We start from the raw sequence: 16,624 nt of genomic DNA on the forward strand, positions 1-16,624 counted from the left end.
ACAACAAGGGGCCCGGGGGGCTTCGCGGTGGTCGGACTGAGATCCCGAAGATTCAGGGGTGGGTCAGCACCAGGGCAAGGGCGACAGGAGGATGCCTGGCCCCTCGGCTTCACGAAGCGGGCCAGGTCTCCGGGAGATGGTGACCGCCGTCCGCCACCAGGACCGTGCCGGTGACGAAGGAAGCCGATTCATGCGCCAAGAACAGCACGCACGCCGCGATCTCCTCCGCCGTGCCGCTGCGTCCAAACGGCCCCGCCGCGGCGGCCGCGGCCTCGAACTCCAGCTGTGAACCGGTCGCCACATATCCGGGAGCCACGATGTTCACCGTCACGCCATCCCTGACGACCTCAAGGGCGAGCGCCTGGGACAGCCCCACCAGGCCGGCCTTCGCCGCTGTGTAGGTGGCCTGACCTGGCATCGCCGTGACCGTTCCCGTGGTGGAGCCGACCGAGACGATCCGGCCGTATCCAGCCGCCCTCATGGCGGGCACCACGGCACGGCACATCAAGAAGGCCGTCGTGAGATTGCGGGCCAGGGCCGCGTTCCAGTCCGCCAGTGACAGGGCGGCGACGTCCCCGTCAGCGTCCCAGCCCGAGGTCACCGAGGTCATGCCCGCATTGTTCACCAGCACATCGACCCGACCCCATCGCTCGAATGCGGCGTGCAGCACGGCATCCGCGCTTCCTTCGAGTGTCAGGTCGGCGACCACACCCACAGCAGCCTCGCCCAATTCCGCGGCACGCTCGTGGATCCGCTCGGAGGTCGCGCACAACACGACCCGGCCGCCCTCCGCGACAAGTCCCCGCGCCACCGCGGCACCGATCCCGTCCGGAGCTCCTGCGCCCGTGACGATTGCCACCCGGTCCTGAAAACGAGTCATGCGATCCAGCCACTGTGTGTGATTCGGATGTACGGAGGGAGCGGACCGTCCGTCGAAAGGGGCGCCGTTGTGGAGTGCTGCTCCCCCGGCCACCTCATTCGGCTGTGAGGAGGCAGGGGGCGTGCTGTTGTGACGCTTCACGGAGACCGGCTTGGAGGCCCGATAGGTCGCGGCTGTCGATCACCGCAATGGCGTCGACGGCTCAGGGGCGGCGCTGTGGCACATTGTCGTGGACCCGCTTGGGGTCGGTGACCGCAACCGGCTCCAAGACCTCCTCGATGCGGGCCGTGAGGTCAGCCTCCAGCACGACACCGGACGCCTTGGCGTTCTCCTCGACCTGCTCCGGACGCGAGGCCCCGATGATGGCGGCCGAGACGTTGGCGTTCTGCAGCACCCAGGCCACGGCCAGTTGCGCGAGCGACAGCCCGGCCTCGGCGGCCAGCGGCTTGAGCCGCTGAACGGCCTCCAGCACCTCGTCGCGCATCCACCGCGCGATCATGTCGGCCCCGCCCTTGTCATCGGTGGCCCGCGAGCCCTGCGGGGGCCGGCGACCGGGCTCGTACTTGCCCGTCAGCACGCCCTGCGCGATCGGAGAAAACACCACCTGACCCATGCCCAGTTCCTCGCATGTGGGCACGACCTCTCCCTCGATCACTCGCCACAGGGCGTTGTACTGGGGCTGGTTGGACACCAGAGTGATGTGCAGTTCCCGCGCCAGCGCGTGAGCTCGCCGGATCTGCTCCGCGGGCCACTCGGAAACACCGATGTAGAGGGCCTTGCCGGAGTGGACGATGTCGGCGAACGCCTCCATCGTCTCCTCCAGAGGCGTGGCCACGTCGTACCGGTGCGCCTGGTACAGGTCCACGTAGTCGGTCCGCAGGCGTCGCAGCGATCCTTCGATCGACTCCATGATGTGCTTGCGGGAGAGCCCCCGATCGTTGCGACCCGGTCCGGTCGGCCAGTACACCTTGGTGAAGATCTCCAGCCCCTCGCGGCGCTCGCCCTTCAGCGCATCGCCCAGCACCGACTCGGCACGCGTTGCCGCATAGACATCGGCCGTGTCAAACGTGGTGATGCCGAGGTCCAGCGCCGCGCGCACGCACGCGGTCGCCGCGTCCGCCTCCACCTGCGAGCCATGGGTCAGCCAGTTCCCGTAGGCGATCTCGCTGATGACCAGACCACTGCGGCCAAGATGACGGTATTCCATAGGGGCAGTCCTTTGTTGTCATGCGCGAGGCAGTCGACACGGCCCGGTGCAGGCGCACCATGGTCTGCCGCAGGCTCGGCACCCGGGCGGTTACCGGAGCGACGCTTGGCAGGGACTTTCATCAGATCATTTCGTGGGCCCCCGGCAACAGCAACTTGCCTACTGCTGCTGAACGTACCCCGGACAGGGTTACCCAGCCGCCGGCCGGCCTCGTGCCCCGGCGACCCGGGTGTCTTGGCCAGAGGTGGGCCGAGACACCCCGGATGGCGACCTGGATCCACTGCCTTCCGGCGAGGCGGTGGGCGAGGCCCTGGCACCGCACGCACATGGTGGCGGTGAGTGACATGTCCCGGCGCGGGAGAACGCGGCAGTCGTGTTTCCCTGCCCCTCCGCGACTCCGTCAGCCCTTGACTGCCATTTCCCCGAGCAGGGACCAGTCATCCTGCTCCAGGGCCGCGTTGACGATTCTCGGCGTCTCGACCAGGTGGGGTGGCAGGGTCTGCTGTGCCGACTTGAAGTGGTCGGACTGGACATGCGCGGCACCGGCGTCACCGTCCCGGAACGCCTCGACGAGCACATACTCGGTCGGATCGTCGAGGCTGCGCGACCAGTCGAACCACAGACAGCCGGGCTCACTGCGAGTGGCCTCCGTGAACTCACGGGAGATCTCGGGCCACCTCTCCGCGTACTCCGGCTTGATCCGGAACTTGGCCGTGATGAAGATCATTTCCGGCTCCCTTCGCATGTGATCTTCACCCATCGTAGGACGACGGGCGACCACCGCGCGGTAGCGTGAGGAGCCTGGCCCCATCGAGATCCTCCTCTCCGTCAACCAGATCGCCATGGCGTGAGCCGGGCCATGAGCTCCCAGGCCCAGCTCCAAGGCCGCTATCTCGGCGGGCGGCCACCCTACGGCTACCGGATCGCCCACGCAGGCCCCCAACCCGTCCAAGGCCGCCTCCGGCCAGCGCATCCACTAGCTCGAGCCCGACCCAGCCGCCGGGCCCGTCGTGCTGCGGTTCTTCCGTCTGTACGTGGAGGGCATGAGATACAGCGCCATCGCCGCCCAGCTCACCCGGGAAGGCATCCCCTGCCCCTCCGCCCACGACGCCACCCGCAATCCCCACCGCAAGAAGACCGCATGGCAGCAAGGCGCCGTACGCGCCATCCTCCTCAACCCCCGCTACACCGGCCACGAGGTCTGGAGTTCCACTGGTAGGTGTGCGAGCTGTAGCCGTTCATGTGGCGGTACGAGGCGGGGATGCCGCGGTCACCGAAGAGCCAGGTGACCTGATGGGTGGACTCCGGGCTCAGGCCCCAGAAGTCCCATACGTTGTCCGGCTCTTGTGAGCCGGTGTGGGGGTCGCGCTTCTGGGTGTGGATGAAGTCCGGGAACTTGCTCGGGTCCTTGATGAAGAAGATCGGGGTGTTGTTGCCGATGAGGTCGTAATTGCCCTCCTCGGTGTAGAACTTGATCGCGAAGCCGCGCGGGTCCCGGACCGCGTCCGCCGAGCCGAGGCTGCCCGCCACCGTCGAGAAGCGGACGAACACCTCGGTCTGCTTGCCGATCTCCGAGAGGAACGCAGCCCGGGTGTACGTCGTCACGTCGGCGGTGACGGTGAATGTGCCGTACGCACCGGCGCCGCGCGCGTGCACGATCCGCTCCGGGATGCGCTCACGGTTGAAGCGCGCCAGCTTCTCGAACAGTTGCTGATCCTGGACGAGCAGCGGCCCGCCGCGGCCGGCCGTCTCGGAGTTCTGATTGTCCGCAACAGGTGCACCCGTCTCGGTGGTGAGCAGGGGACGCCCTCCGTCTTGTGTTGTCACCTTGTGCCTCCGCTGGCATGGATCGTTGAGGAAACCGGCATCGGACATGACTGCCCTCTGCCTGCGGCTTCGTCTGCGTTGTCGGTGTATCTGCCTGGTTTCGCGGCCGCCGGGCCCGTGCGGACGGGTCAGACGTGGCGAAGATGTCGCCGTTCGCCCGGTGTGACGCGGTGAGCGACGAGCGCGGCGACGTCGTCGTCGCGGGTGCCGGGAACGTAGGCGTTGATGTCGTGGTGGAGGTGGTGCAGGAGTTGGCGGGGTGGGGCCGAGGCCCATCGGCGGATGCGTTGGGCGAGGGGGTAGAAGGTGCCGGTCAGGTCGCGGCTTTCGCTGATGCCGTCCGTGTAGAGCAGCAGGCGGTCGCCCAGGCCGAAGGGGATGGTGTCGAGCTGGTAGTGGTCGCCCAGAAGGGCAGCCATGTTGATGGGCGGCGAGGGTGCACTGGGCTCCACCTCGCGCGCCTGTCCGTTGTGGAGCAGCAGCGGCGGAGGATGTCCGCAGTTGACGAGGCGGGCGATGGGCTCGTCTGCGGGGATCTCGGCGAGCAGGATGGTGACGAAGCGCTCGAGCGCGTCCTCGGGCAGGGCTTCTTCGACGTGTTCGTGCATGCTTGTTTCCAACATGTGTGCCAGAGAGGGAAGATCGGGCGCGTCCCGCACGTGAGCCCGGAAGGAGTTGAGCATCGTGGATGCGGCTTCGACGGCGGGAAGTCCCTTGCCGCGCACATCGCCGATGATCAGCCGTACGCCGTGCGGGGTCCGGCGCGCCTCGTAGAAGTCGCCGCCGATGCGGGCATGCGCGGCAGCGGCCTGGTAGATGGTCTCGATGTCGACGTGCCCGAGGTGGCGTGCGATCGGGGGCCGCAGTGCGTGCTGTGCGGTTTCCGCCACGCTGCGGACCGCAGCGAGGGTGCGCTCCCGGTGCTGCCGTACCCGACTGGCGTATGCAGCGGCCAGCGTGACGGCCGTGATGGCCACGACGGTGAACACACTGGGTGTCTGACCGAGATCGTGGTGGGCGGCGGCGAGGGCGATGCCGGCTATCAGGGCCAGCAGTCCGATGACCAGCGTGCCGGCCACGGGCCACATGGCGGCGGCCAGCGCCGGCGCCACGCCGAGCAACCGGTTGAACTGCAGGTTGGGTGTGAGCAGATCCGCGGTCGTGGCCAGCGCGATCACCAGCAGAGGGGCGACGAGCATGGACTCGCAGGCGCCGCTCCTCTCCCGCATTCGTTCAGGCAGTCGTTTCGGGATGATCACCCGTGCGAGCGATGGGAGTTTGTTCCAGCGGGACGGGATGGGCCTTTCGGTCTGTACACCCATGTCTTCAGCTCCTCACGTCGAGTGGGACTGTTGGGTCCACACGGTCTTGCCGCGAGCGGTGAGGCGCGTCCCTTGGTGCTGTGTGAGCTCGGAGACGATGGACAGGCCGCGGCCGCCCTCGTCGCTCGGGCGGGCCTTGTGCAGATGGGGAACGGCACCGTTGGTGTCGGAGACTTCGCAGATGAGTGTGTGACCGTCATTGATCAGGCGCAGTTCTGTCGGCCCGGTCGCGTAGCGGAGGGCATTGGTCACGAGTTCACTGACGATCAAGGCGGTGGTGGAAGCGAGTTCGTCGAGCATCCATGTCGCCAACTGCCGACGGGTCCAGGCACGGGCAGCGGCGACGGCCGCGGGGTCGGACGGTACGGCCAGACTTGCGACGTTCTTCGCGTCCAAGGCCTGTGCACGGGCCACGAGCAGGGCCGGTTCATGGCCCGGGTCCACATCGCGACGGGCGCTCTCGATGATCTTCCGCACGTCGAGGCCGGACCGGTTCACCACCTCATGGAGGTGTTCCGCGGCTGCGTCGCCGTCGGGGTGGGCATCGTCGATGCCACCGCTCTTGAGGAGCAGGACGGTACCTGGGGGTACGTCGACCTCGGCGCTCTCGTAAGGATGCCCATGGGTACCCAGAGCCGGATGGGAGGGCAAGCCCGGCGCGCCGACAACACCGTCGGGGTGGATGATCACCAACTGCGAACCGCCGGCCCGGGACGAGGTGCAGCGCCCGGTGACAGGGTCGTACACCACCAAGAGGCAGCTGGCGCCCGCATACTTCACGTCGGACAGGAGGCCCGACATCAGGCGCTCCCCCCGGCGGGTCGCCATGTCGTCCAGGCGCGCGAGTATCTCGTCCGGCGCCCGGTCCTCCATGGCCAGCGTGATGATCATCGCTCTCAACTGGCTCATGCCGACCGCGGCATCGACGCCCCAACCTCGTGCGGCTCCCACCACCAGGGCCGCGCGTGCACCAGACAGCGGGATGATGTCGAACCACTCGCCTCCTGAGCCCTCCACCGGAAGCTCCCCTTCGGCAGCCTCGATCGCTCCGAGGGACGGAAGCGCCTCAGGAAGCAGCTTTCGCTGCAGGAGCCGGGCATGGACACCTCCCTGGATCCGGTCACGGACCGCGTCCAGACACTGCGCGGCCCGGTCCGCGAACCTGACGGCCGCCTGCAGGTCGTCCACGTCGAAGGGAGCGGACTCCGCCCGCCGATACAGGCCCACCAAGCCGAGAACGGCGTCCCCGACGACCAGGGGGATCACCATGGCGGAGTGGGCCTGCGCCTCCCGGATGCAGTGTGCGCGTGCAGGATCATGCACCGGCCACCGCCCGTCGCGGACCAGGTGGGCGATGAGGCGAGGGCGCAGATCGACGAGGGCCTGCCGGTAGGGGGTCGCACGCGGGATCCGGGACACGTCACCCACCGCGTACGCGGGCCTGACGTCGGTTCCCCGCTTGGACTGGAAGGCAGCACGTCGAAACGGTGTGCCGCTGCACAGAGGGCGGGGTATGGACACGTCGCCGTGCAGTATCGGCTCCGACACCTCGATGGCGACGAAGTCGGCCAGTTCGGCCACCGCGGCATGAGCGAGCCTGTCTGCGGTCTGGAAGACGTCTGTGCTGGTGCCGAGGGCGGGACTCTCCGGCCCTCGGCAAATGCAGGTAACCACGATGATCGTCCTGTGTTGGATGGACACCGGTTCGCGAGGCGCCGAGCGCGAATCCACATCATGGACGCCGTCGATGCGCCGCTGGTGGATGTGCGACCGCGCAGTGGTGCTGCTGGGGTCCGTTCCTCCTCTACCGCTGAACTCTGCGGTGCTGGGGTCCCGGATCTTCTTGAGCTCCACTCTACTTTGTGGAGTGACTCCAGACAATGGAAAGAGGCCAGAACTTGACAAGGTGCTGGAACAGCCCTCGGGGCGCAGCATGAAGACGACGTGCCGCGATGCAACGCCGCGCACGAAACCAGCTGACCGGTGCCAAAAGCGCGCGGCTCCAGACCTACGCTCTGGCGGAGCGACGTTTGGACGTCACTCCGCCATGGGGAGTCGGGCATGGGGCGTAGGTATCGATGCAAGTCCGCGCCGGGAAGCGACGAGGTCCGGCAGTCGCGCGGGGCGGCGTGGGACAGCGGGAGCCGCAGCCGACGAGGCGGGATCCGGTCGACCGTCGACGTTCAGGATTCGCCGCCCGCAAGCGCGGCTTGGAGAGGAGGCCCAGGCGTCGCCGCATCTCGTGGGCATGCGACGCCTGGGTCATGTGTCGGCGAGGCGATCAGCTCCGCTGGGCGGCGCAGCGCTCGCAGGTACCCCAGAAGGTGACTGCAGCTTCGTCGACCCGGTAGGAAGCGGGCAGGTTGCCCTCAAGGCAGGGTGCCGCACCGACCACGCATTCCACATCGATGATGTCGCCGCAGAGGCGGCACACGAAGTGGTGGTGATTGTCGTTGCGTTCGGGTTCGTACCGTGCCGGCAGGCCCGCGATCTGGGTGCAGCGGATCATGCCCGCCTCCGTCAGCACACGAAGGACGTTGTACGTGGCTTGCAGCGACAGTTGACCCGTCACCTGCTGCGCCCGGGCCCGAATGGCTTCGACCTCGGGATGCCCGGGCAGCTCCTCGACAGCGGCGAGTACGGCCATGCGCTGCGCAGTCACCCGAAGCTGCGCGTCGCGCAGACGCGTGGCAGCTCGGGCCATCGGCTCCTGTTCTGCTCGATCCCCGTCTGCTGTCGGGGCATGACGGGCGCCTCGCCTCGTGCCAGTCGGCATCGATCGATTCCTGGCCATCGCTGCCTCCAGAGTGCGCAGACTCGCCGTCGGTGTCGTTTGCGCGCTTCATCCAGAATCTTTTATGTACCTAATCCTAGTTCTGGAGCGACTCAAGTCAATAGAGTCCTATGCAATACTGGCACGTGGCAGACGGCGGTCGTCGGCGACTGGCGCTGGTGACCGGTCGTGCCAACCGACCGATTGCATCCCCGAAATCGGTATGGCCGGAAGCCGGGAATGTAGTGAGCCAGAACGTCCGCCTTGATATTCCCGCAGGTGGCCTCCGGACGGTCCTCGATGCCCTCGGTGAACGCGGCAAGGATCCGAACCCCGGCGACCAGGGCCGATGGGACCGTCGTCGAGCCTGTCGCGCTGGCAACTCGGACCGCCGCAGGGCTGGCCCAGAACAACATCCAGGTCCGCAGCCAGTAAGCGGCGAAGGCCCGGGCCGACCGCGGCCGACCCGCACGACCGCAAGCGGCATCCACCACGATGATCCCCCCCTGCCAAGCGTCCCGCGCACGACATCCCGATCGGGTCATCAACGCCGCACCTCCCAGACGCTGGCCAACTTCCCCATCCGTCACCCGCTGCGGCTACATCACCGAGCACCGTGCCCAGCGATGAGGACGCTGCTCACTGGCGGCACCGCGGTCAGCACGGGTCCGGCTGACAGCGATCTAGACCGAGGCGACGTAACGGGTCCGAAGCGCATCGTCTGCCGCGTTGCCATGCCCCATTGGGTCAAATCCCTCGCCCTGTTGGCGCTTCCAGCGCGACATGGCTATAGGCCAGCCGGGCCCCGGCGAACGTGGAGGATTCGGCAGCTCGGGCACCGTATGCGTCACATCTCCGGCTCCGACCAGAAATCGGGCGGGACGATACCGACGGAGCGGCCGTGGGGGTCCAGGAGGCGCCCCATCAGCTTGTCCTGGCGGAGGGCGATGACGCGGTCGACGATGTCGAGGCTCGGGTGGGCGGTGGCGAGCTGGGTCTCCAGGCGCAGGACGTCGCTGACGGAGTGCAGGCTGGCCGGAAGGACTAGGTTGTGGGGGCCGCTGACGGCGGCGCAGTTGCGGGTCGCGGGCAGACGGACGAGGGCGTGCCCGATCTCGGGGAGATCGGCGGGTGGGACTCTGGCCCAGAGGGTGGCCGCGACAGGCCGGCCGCCGAGGGGGCGGGCGAAGTCGCAGCGGAACCGCAGCAGACCGCGCCGGGTGAGCTGTTCGGTGCGGCGTTTTCGCCGTCGGCGAGGCCGTGACCCACTTCCTTCTCGCATCCGCGGGCCTGCACGAGAACGACGAGGATCTCGGATCAGTCGTCCACCGCCCTCGAACTCGCGAACGACATCTCCAAGATCCCCGCCAGAACGCCCGCTGCCGCTGGTGTACGTCCACGGGGAACCTCGGACGCGGCGCCGACGGAGAACTTGCGGCCCGGCAGGCGGCAACCACTCGAGCGTGAATTAGGGCCACCCTTGCCGTGCCAACTGCCGTGTCACGGCTCGGCCGCCCGGTCTCGATCCCAGCCAATTCCGGTGCCGACTATCCCTCTTTTGTGCCAACTAAAAATCCTCGTCACAAGAGGCTAGCGCCGTACCCGTGGCATCCCCAGTCCGATCCAGGAGATGATCTCCCGCTGGATCTCGTTGTTGCCGCCGCCGAAGGTGAAGATGACCGCCGAGCGGTAGCCGCGTTCCAGGTCGCCGTGGAGGACCGCGCCCGCCGAGCCCTCCTTGAGCGGCCCGGCCGCGCCGGCCACCTCCATCAGCCAGGCGTAGGCGTCGCGCCGGGCCTCGGAGCCGTAGACCTTGACGGCGGAGGCGTCCTGCGGGGTGAGGGTGCCGTCCTGGACGGCGCTCACCATCTGCCAGTTGAGGAGCTTCATGGCGTCCAGGCGGGTGTGGGTGCGGGCGAGGTTGCGCCGTACCCAGGGCAGGTCGACGACCCGGCGGCCGTCGGCGAGCTTGGTCTCCATGGCCCAGCGCTGGACGTCGTGCAGGGCGCGGATGGCCATGGTGCCGTGGGCGGCGAGGGTGACGCGCTCGTGGTTGAGCTGGTTGGTGATCAGCCGCCAGCCGCGGTTCTCCTCACCGACCCGGCGGGAGACGGGGACGCGGATGTTCTCGTAGTAGCTGGCCGTGGTGTCGTGCGAGGCGAGCGTGTTGATGACGGTGCAGGAGTAGCCGGGGTCGGTGGTCGGTACCAGCAGCATGGTGATGCCCTTGTGCGGCGGGGCCCCCGGGTCGGTGCGGGTGGCCAGCCAGACCCAGTCGGCGGTGTCGCCGTTGGTCGTCCAGATCTTCTGCCCGTTGACGACGTACTCGTCGCCGTCGCGGACGGCCCGGGTCTTCAGGGCGGCCAGGTCGGTGCCGGCGTCGGGTTCGCTGTAGCCGATGGCGAAGTCGATCTCGCCGGAGAGGATGCGGGGCAGGAAGTACGACTTCTGCTCGTCGGTGCCGTACTGCATGATCGTCGGGCCGACGGTGTTCAGCGCCATCAGCGGGAGCGGTACGCCGGCCTGGGCGGCCTCGTCGAAGAAGATGAACTGTTCCATCGCGGTCAGGCCGCGGCCGCCGTACTCCTTCGGCCAGCCCACGCCGAGCCAGCCGTCGGTGCCCAGGCGGCGGACGGTCTCCCGGTAGAAGCGTTTCTGCGCGGCCGGGTCGGCGTAGCGGGCGTACGCGTTCTCCGGCACCAGGCCGGCGAAGTAGGCGCGCAGTTCGGTGCGCAGCCGCTGCTGCTCGGGCGTGTGGTCGAGGTGCACGGCGCCTCCAGGCTCCCCAAGGGCGGTCCTGACGGCGCACACCGTAGAACGTGTTACAGAAATTGGGAATGGCGGCGGCCCACGGCGACCTGTCGGGACCGGGGTCAGGACTGGCCGGGCGCCAGCGGGCTGCCGTGCAGGGAGCCGAGCACCCCGGGGCCCAGGACCTTCAGCAGCGGCTCGGTGAAGACGCCGTCCACGAGGACGAACGCCACCCGGGCCGCGGTGTCCGTGCGGTTCTCCCAGCGGTGGTCGGTGCCGCGCTGGATCACCACGTCCCCGGCGCGCAGCACCCGCTCGGAGTCGTCGAGGACGAGGACGACCTCGCCGGCCAGGACGATGCCGTAGTCCACGGTCTGCGTCCGGTGGACAGGGGAGACGCAGCCCGGCGGGAACTCGTTGACGCGGATCTTGGTGCCGCCTGGGGCCGGCGGCACGGTCAGGTCGCGCTCGGTGGGCTCGGGCTCGTCGGCCGCCACGGGTGCCGGTACGGAGTCGGTGTTCCACATCTCGTAGAAGGCGGCGCCGTCGGGCGCGGTGCGGATGACGGGCGGCTCGCCGTCGGAGAGGAACACGGAGGTGCCCGTCTCGTCGTGACCGGTGACGATCCGGCGGGGCGGCTGGCTCATGACGGTGCTCCTCTTGTGGCACACGGGAGGCTGGGGACCAGGGCGCTGCTCAGGTCACGCTAGGCAGCCGGGCGGTGCGGCGGAAACGCGTATCGGCGATGCCTGCCATCGGGTCGGCGGGTCCGTGGTCATGGCAGTGTCGGCGGCCCGGGAACGCCGCGCGCTCGGCGTGCTCGCCCCGCTCAGGTTCGAGGGGGAGGTCGTGCGCCCTCCGTCCGGCGGGGTGACCTCGTGGCGGCAGGGGCCCGTCGAGACGATCGTGCGGTGGCCGGTGCGGGTGACGACGGTCACCAGGTGCTGGAGGAGCCGGGTGTCGAGCGAGCCGAGGGAGCCGAGGGAGGCGGCGGGTCGCCCGCGATGTGGGCCAACTCCGCGCCGTACAGGGCTGGTTCGCTGGCGGGCACGGTCACCGTGCCGCGGTCGAAGCCGTGCTGTGCGAGCGCATCGGCCGACTCTCGGTCCGGGATCCGCGCCCGGAAGCGTGCCGCGGCCCCGGCTGATGCCGCTCGACACCGTACGGCCGCACCGCGAGGACGGGCACAGATCCCCGAACGGGGACCTGTCGGCCGGCCGGGCCCTGTTCCTACCGTGTGCGGAGTGCGCACACCCTGTCCTGAGACCGGCCGACGCGACACGCACCGCGGCGCCGAACCGAGGCCACCGAGGTGCTGAACAGGCGGGAGGCACCCTGCGCCGGCGGTCCCGCCCCTGCGCCTCGCCGTCCCGCGCGACGCGCCGGCCTTCCGCCACGACAAGATGATCTACGGCGTCCACGAACTCCAGCCGGTTCGCCCGGCACCGCGCCCTGCCCCACGGGGTCGGCCCCGGCCGGGCGCCTGGCTCCGGTGCCGCGGGCGCTCTACGAAGCGCCGGCCGGCGGCGGAGCGGGCGGCCCCGCGTCCCTCTTCGCCGTCTGCCCCCTGCCGTTCCGTGACGCGACCGTGAGCCCGGCCGCCGTGAGGACGCCCGGCCCCTCAGCCGCGCCCGTCCGGTCCGCCGCGGCCGGAGTCCGCGGCGGCGCCCACCTCGCGCCGGGAACGCACCTGCAACTTGGTGAGGATGTGCGAGACATGGGTCTCCACGGTGCGCCGGGAGAGCAGCAGCCGGGCCGCGATGTCGGGGTTGGACAGGCCCTCGGCGACCAGGTCGGCGACGCGCCGTTCGGTCGCGGTCAGCGCCTCCCGGCCGAACGACGGCCGCACGTGCGGCGCGCGGCTGCCGGCGCGCACGCCCCACGGGCGCAGCCGCGCGGCGGCGCGGCGGGCGTCCCAGTCTGCGCCGAGCTCGGCGCAGACCGCGAGGGCCTCGCCGAACGAGGCGCGGGCCGCGTCGAGGTCTCCGGAAGCGGCCTGGACCACGGCGAGGTCCTCCAGGGCGTTGCCCAGATCGGGCTGCCGCCCGGCGCCCCGGTGGTAGCCGACGGCGACCAGCAGCCGGGCCGGGTCCAGGTCGAGCAGCCCGGAACACCAGTCGGCGGCGGCGAGAGTCCGCGGCCGCGGCCGGCGGTCGGCGGCCTGCCGGGCGGCGATCCCGGCGGCGCTCGCGGCCTGCCGGTCCTCGGCGGCGAGCGCCAGCCGGACCAGGGCGGGCAGCCACTCCGGGTGGTTCCCGAGGTCGTGCGCGTACGTCTCGGCCATCAGGCCCGTGAACACCTCGACGGCCTCGGGGAGCCGGCCCGCCCGTTCGGCGACGAGGCCGCGGGCCAGCAGCAGGTGTCCCGCGGCGACGGGGCCCTGTCCGGGAGCCCGACCGCCGGCCGGCGCGTCCAGGAGGCCGGCCGCCTCCTCCCACTGCCCGCGGCGGGCACTGATCAGCGCCTTCAGGCCCCGGCGGGCCAGCCGCCACAGCGGCGGGAGGTCGGTGACCTCGTCCAGCACCGCCAGCGCGTCGTCCCAGCGGCCGTGCTCGTAGTACCGCTCGGCCCCCTGGACGAGGGTCATCGACAGCCGTGTCGCGCCGACGCGTTCGGCGAGGGTCCGGGCCTGGGTGAGCGCCTCCTCCGCCTCCTGGAGGCGGTCGACGCCGTCCAGGTCGGTGGCCCGTTTGCCGAGCAGGATGAGCCGCAGGTCGACGAGGTCCGGGTCGTTGCCGACCTCCGCCAGCGCCTCGTCGTTCAGGGCCAGCGCGCCGGCCTGGTCGCCGTGCCAGCTGCGGATGACGGAGGCGGCGTGCAGGGCGTATCCGACGGTCGTCGGGTCGCCCAGTCTCCGGCCCTCGTCCAGCGCCTCGGCCATGGCCAGCCGGGCCCGGCCGATCTGCCCGAGGAGGTGCCGGGCCAGCGCAACCAGGGCCAGCAGCCGGGCCCGCCAGACGGGTCCGATCCGGGGGTCGTTGGTGGCGGCGCGCCAGTTCTCGACGACGGCCTCGTAGCGGCCGGTGCGCATCCCGACGGTGCTGAGCAGCCATCTGACCCGGCCGAGCAGTTCGGGGTCGGCGGTCTGCCGCAGGACGGCGCGGGCCAGTTCCTCGGCACGGTCCAGCGGGCCCATGCGGAAGTAGAGCGCGGCCAGCCGGCCGGTGAGCACGGGCAACCGGGGATCGTCCGGGGCCGCCTGCCGCACGGCGTGTTCGAGGAGTTCCGCGGCGGCGATCGGGGCCCGTACGACCAGTCGCCCGGCGTTGTCCGCGAGCCACTCCCACTCACGGTCCTCGGCCGTGTCCAGGACCGGGAGGACCAGCTCGGCCACCCGCTCCGCGGGGGCCCCGGAGGTCATCAGCTCCTGTGCCGCGCGCCGCAGGAACGCCGTGCGCAGGGCGGGCGGCATGGCCTCGTACAGGACCTCCCGCAGCAGGCCGTGACGGAAGCGGAGGCGGGACCCCGCGGACTCCAGCACGGCGGCGCCGAGCGCCTCCTCCACCACCGTCAGCAGGGAGCCGGTGCCGCGGCCCACCGCCGCGGCCAGGTCCCGCACCGAGAACTCAGGACCGAGCAGCGACGCGGCGCGCAGCGCCTCCTGGGTGTCGGCGGAGAGGCCGGCCAGCCGGTCCGCGATCACGTCCCGCAGTTCGGTGAGCTTCTCCACGTCCCGGCCGGCCGAGGTCAGCTCCACCCGGCCGTCCGTGGTCCGCAGGGCGCCGACCCGGGCCAGGGCGTCCAGCAACTCCCGTACGTAGAGCGGGTTCCCGGCGGCCGAGCGGAGCCGTTCGGCGAGCACCGGGCCGGGTTCGCCGTGCGCCAGCAGCCCGGTCAGCCGGGCGACCTCGGCCTCGGGCAGCCGGTCGAGCGAGATCAAGTGTCCGCCCGTGGACCGCAGGTCGCGGCGCAGCGGCTCCAACTCGGCGTTCCCCGGCACCGGTCGGCAGGTACCGATGACCAGTAACGGCAGCTGGACGGAGGCCCGGCACAGCCGGCGCCACATCAGCAGGCTCGCCTCGTCGGCCCAGTGCAGGTCCTCCACCGCCAGCACCAGCGGGCCGGTCGTACACAACCGGTCGACCAGTACGAGGAGTTGTTCGGTCGCCGCCACCACCGGGTCCCCGGCGAGCAGCCGCATCGTCCAGCCCCCCGCCTGCTGCGGCTGTTCCAGGGCGAGCGCCGCCTCCGCGCGGCGGGGGTCGGACGAGCCGGTGTCGATCTCCAGGAGCCGGGTCATGACGGACAGCGGCAGCCGCCGGCCCAGCTCGTCGCACTGCCCGGCCGAGACCTCGCAGCCTGCCGCACGAGCCTTGGCCAGGGCGTGCGCAAGCAAAGTCGACTTACCGATGCCCGGCTCGCCCTCGATCAGCAGGCTCCCGCCCCGACCTGCGGCGACATCCGAGACCAGCCGGTCCAAAGTGGCTCGCTCCGCTTCCCGGCCGATCACCGGATGCAGCTGTTGCCCGAGCATGCTCATGACTCTAAAGCCTCTCTGTTAGGTCCCACTCCGTTTCAGATGACACCCGGGGAAACTGCGGCCGCGGTCACACGGCCGCCCCCGGCTCACTGAGTCGGCCGGTCCCTGGAGCCTCCGGGATCTCAGTGAGGCTCACGGATGTCTCCGTATCGGCGCTGCCGCAGGCTCGTTCCATCGGTCGGCAACAGATGGGGCAGCTCATGACGACGGCACTCGCACCCGAGGCACGGACTTCCGCACCGCAGGCGTTCCACGCCCCCGGGTCCGCGGAGCAGAAGATGCGGATGATCTACGACGTCAACAAGAACTCCCTGATGCGCAGCCTGCTCGGCTGGACCCAGGGCGACCGGCAGACGGCGGAGGACCTCGTCCAGGAGGCCATGCTGCGCGCCTGGCGCAATCTGGACATCCTGCCCGACGACCCGCGGGCGGTACGGCCCTGGCTGCTGACGGTGTCGCGACGGCTGGCCATCGACATGCTGCGGGCCCGCTCGGCGCGCCCCACCGAGGTGGAGGACGATCCGCTGGAGTCGATTCCGGTGACGGGGGAGCCGCTGGAGCAGGTCCTCGACCGCCAGGTGCTGCGCACCGCGCTCGCCGGGCTGTCCGCCACGCATCGCGCGGTGCTGGCCCAGGTCTACTTCCTGCACCAGCCGGTCCGGCACGCGGCCGAGGTGCTCAACGTCCCCGAGGGCACCGTCAAGTCCCGCACCCACAACGCCCTGCGGGCTTTGCGCGAGGCACTGGGCGACCGCAACGGGGGGACCCTGCGCGCCCGGCACGGCCTGCCGGCCCAGGCGCAGGGGCATCCTGGGCGACGCTCCGCCGCCGTACGCTCTGCCGCCACCGGGTCCGTCACCGCGCACTGAGCCACGGCACCGGGACCGCGTCCACAGCGCCCGCGCCCGGCACCGCACTCCCCCGCCACGCCCGTCGCCCCGGCTCGCCCGCGGCGGGAGCCGGCCTCCGAGGCGCCGAGCGTGCGCACGGAACTTGTCCCCACCGTGCGCCCGGGCCAGGGCAGTCGACCGGCGATGCGGGGATCGGCCCGGGCCCGTCCGCACCGCCCGGCTTGGCACCCACCCGATCTGCCGTGTTTGCCGGCCACCGGCCACGCCCACCAGAGCGGCCGGACTCGGGGTCGCGGTACGGCCCCACCGGCGCACTGCAACGTTGTCAGCCGCCCCGGCCGACCCCGTGGGCGCCTCCGTGCCACCCCGACTTGTCTGCGGCATGTGCGGCGCGTCGTACGGAGTACGCCCTGGCGGCCGCTGCCGGAGACACTGCCTTGTGCCGTCGTTGCCGACGCCCCCGTCCTCCACGCCGACGGGGGCGTCCGGGCGCCTCGGCGCCGCCGTGCCGTCCGTGACCTGGAGATCCGCCC

At 70.6% G+C, this 16,624-nt stretch carries 12 protein-coding genes and 2 pseudogenes; 2 read left to right on the top strand and 12 right to left on the bottom strand.

Going from position 1 to position 16,624, the window contains the following annotated elements; translation table 11 throughout:
* Positions 1 to 109 precede the first annotated feature (109 nt).
* From ACFY0K_RS41755 to ACFY0K_RS41765, 3 genes are all read right to left on the bottom strand, one after another.
* Entirely contained in the window at positions 110 to 1,021 is a 912-nt protein-coding gene (locus ACFY0K_RS41755; RefSeq protein ID WP_390644292.1) for an SDR family NAD(P)-dependent oxidoreductase, read from the bottom strand.
* 61 nt (positions 1,022 to 1,082) lie between these two features.
* Positions 1,083 to 2,087: an aldo/keto reductase family protein gene (locus tag ACFY0K_RS41760; protein WP_390644293.1), complete on the bottom strand. Its 1,005-nt coding sequence runs from the start codon at positions 2,085 to 2,087 to the stop codon at positions 1,083 to 1,085.
* A gap of 400 nt (positions 2,088 to 2,487) precedes the next feature.
* Positions 2,488 to 2,814: a putative quinol monooxygenase gene (locus tag ACFY0K_RS41765; RefSeq protein WP_390644294.1), complete on the bottom strand. Its 327-nt coding sequence runs from the start codon at positions 2,812 to 2,814 to the stop codon at positions 2,488 to 2,490.
* A gap of 316 nt (positions 2,815 to 3,130) precedes the next feature.
* Here ACFY0K_RS41765 and ACFY0K_RS41770 point away from each other — a divergent pair, with 316 nt between their 5' ends.
* Positions 3,131 to 3,376, top strand: a complete 246-nt coding sequence (locus tag ACFY0K_RS41770; protein ID WP_390644295.1) for a recombinase family protein — start codon at positions 3,131 to 3,133, stop codon at positions 3,374 to 3,376.
* Here the strand turns inward: ACFY0K_RS41770 and ACFY0K_RS41775 are convergent.
* From ACFY0K_RS41775 to ACFY0K_RS41815, 9 genes and pseudogenes are all read right to left on the bottom strand, one after another.
* Positions 3,291 to 3,887: pseudogene (locus ACFY0K_RS41775) on the bottom strand (catalase); the annotation flags it as partial. The gene ACFY0K_RS41770 and the pseudogene ACFY0K_RS41775 overlap by 86 nt on opposite strands.
* 155 nt (positions 3,888 to 4,042) lie before the next feature.
* The gene (locus ACFY0K_RS41780; protein ID WP_390644296.1) at positions 4,043 to 5,143 is read right to left on the bottom strand and encodes a PP2C family protein-serine/threonine phosphatase; all 1,101 of its coding nucleotides are present in this window, start codon (positions 5,141 to 5,143) and stop codon (positions 4,043 to 4,045) included.
* A 105-nt stretch (positions 5,144 to 5,248) separates the two neighbouring features.
* Positions 5,249 to 7,090: a SpoIIE family protein phosphatase gene (locus ACFY0K_RS41785; RefSeq protein WP_390644297.1), complete on the bottom strand. Its 1,842-nt coding sequence runs from the start codon at positions 7,088 to 7,090 to the stop codon at positions 5,249 to 5,251.
* Positions 7,091 to 7,517: 427 nt separating this feature from the next.
* Complete coding sequence (locus ACFY0K_RS41790; protein ID WP_390644298.1) at positions 7,518 to 7,940, bottom strand: Fur family transcriptional regulator; 423 nt, start codon at positions 7,938 to 7,940, stop codon at positions 7,518 to 7,520.
* Between the two features lie 299 nt (positions 7,941 to 8,239).
* Positions 8,240 to 8,338, bottom strand: a pseudogene (locus tag ACFY0K_RS41795) (diguanylate cyclase); the annotation flags it as partial.
* Between the two features lie 518 nt (positions 8,339 to 8,856).
* Positions 8,857 to 9,291: a hypothetical protein gene (locus tag ACFY0K_RS41800; RefSeq protein WP_390644299.1), complete on the bottom strand. Its 435-nt coding sequence runs from the start codon at positions 9,289 to 9,291 to the stop codon at positions 8,857 to 8,859.
* 308 nt (positions 9,292 to 9,599) lie between these two features.
* Entirely contained in the window at positions 9,600 to 10,778 is a 1,179-nt protein-coding gene (locus ACFY0K_RS41805; protein WP_390644300.1) for an acyl-CoA dehydrogenase family protein, read from the bottom strand.
* Positions 10,779 to 10,882: 104 nt separating this feature from the next.
* Positions 10,883 to 11,407, bottom strand: a complete 525-nt coding sequence (locus tag ACFY0K_RS41810; protein WP_390644301.1) for a cupin domain-containing protein — start codon at positions 11,405 to 11,407, stop codon at positions 10,883 to 10,885.
* 974 nt (positions 11,408 to 12,381) lie between these two features.
* On the bottom strand, positions 12,382 to 15,234 hold the full coding sequence (locus ACFY0K_RS41815) for an ATP-binding protein (RefSeq protein ID WP_390644302.1): 2,853 nt from the start codon (positions 15,232 to 15,234) through the stop codon (positions 12,382 to 12,384).
* Between the two features lie 206 nt (positions 15,235 to 15,440).
* On the opposite strand from ACFY0K_RS41815, the gene ACFY0K_RS41820 reads away from it, so the two are divergent.
* On the top strand, positions 15,441 to 16,109 hold the full coding sequence (locus ACFY0K_RS41820) for a sigma-70 family RNA polymerase sigma factor (protein ID WP_351962038.1): 669 nt from the start codon (positions 15,441 to 15,443) through the stop codon (positions 16,107 to 16,109).
* Positions 16,110 to 16,624: the final 515 nt, after the last annotated feature.

The organism is Streptomyces sp. NPDC001507 (genome assembly GCF_042894765.1).
Lineage (GTDB): Bacteria > Actinomycetota > Actinomycetes > Streptomycetales > Streptomycetaceae > Streptomyces.

What these genes read in the sequence shown, in the direction of transcription:
- ACFY0K_RS41760 (WP_390644293.1), bottom strand. Translation starts at nt 2,087, where the DNA reads ATGGAATACCGTCATCTTGGCCGCAGTGGTCTGGTCATCAGCGAGATC.
- ACFY0K_RS41765 (WP_390644294.1), bottom strand. Translation starts at nt 2,814, where the DNA reads ATGATCTTCATCACGGCCAAGTTCCGGATCAAGCCGGAGTACGCGGAG.
- ACFY0K_RS41770 (WP_390644295.1), top strand. Translation starts at nt 3,131, where the DNA reads ATGAGATACAGCGCCATCGCCGCCCAGCTCACCCGGGAAGGCATCCCC.
- ACFY0K_RS41780 (WP_390644296.1), bottom strand. Translation starts at nt 5,143, where the DNA reads ATGCGGGAGAGGAGCGGCGCCTGCGAGTCCATGCTCGTCGCCCCTCTG.
- ACFY0K_RS41790 (WP_390644298.1), bottom strand. Translation starts at nt 7,940, where the DNA reads ATGGCCCGAGCTGCCACGCGTCTGCGCGACGCGCAGCTTCGGGTGACT.
- ACFY0K_RS41800 (WP_390644299.1), bottom strand. Translation starts at nt 9,291, where the DNA reads ATGCGAGAAGGAAGTGGGTCACGGCCTCGCCGACGGCGAAAACGCCGC.
- ACFY0K_RS41810 (WP_390644301.1), bottom strand. Translation starts at nt 11,407, where the DNA reads ATGAGCCAGCCGCCCCGCCGGATCGTCACCGGTCACGACGAGACGGGC.
- ACFY0K_RS41815 (WP_390644302.1), bottom strand. Translation starts at nt 15,234, where the DNA reads ATGCTCGGGCAACAGCTGCATCCGGTGATCGGCCGGGAAGCGGAGCGA.
- ACFY0K_RS41820 (WP_351962038.1), top strand. Translation starts at nt 15,441, where the DNA reads ATGACGACGGCACTCGCACCCGAGGCACGGACTTCCGCACCGCAGGCG.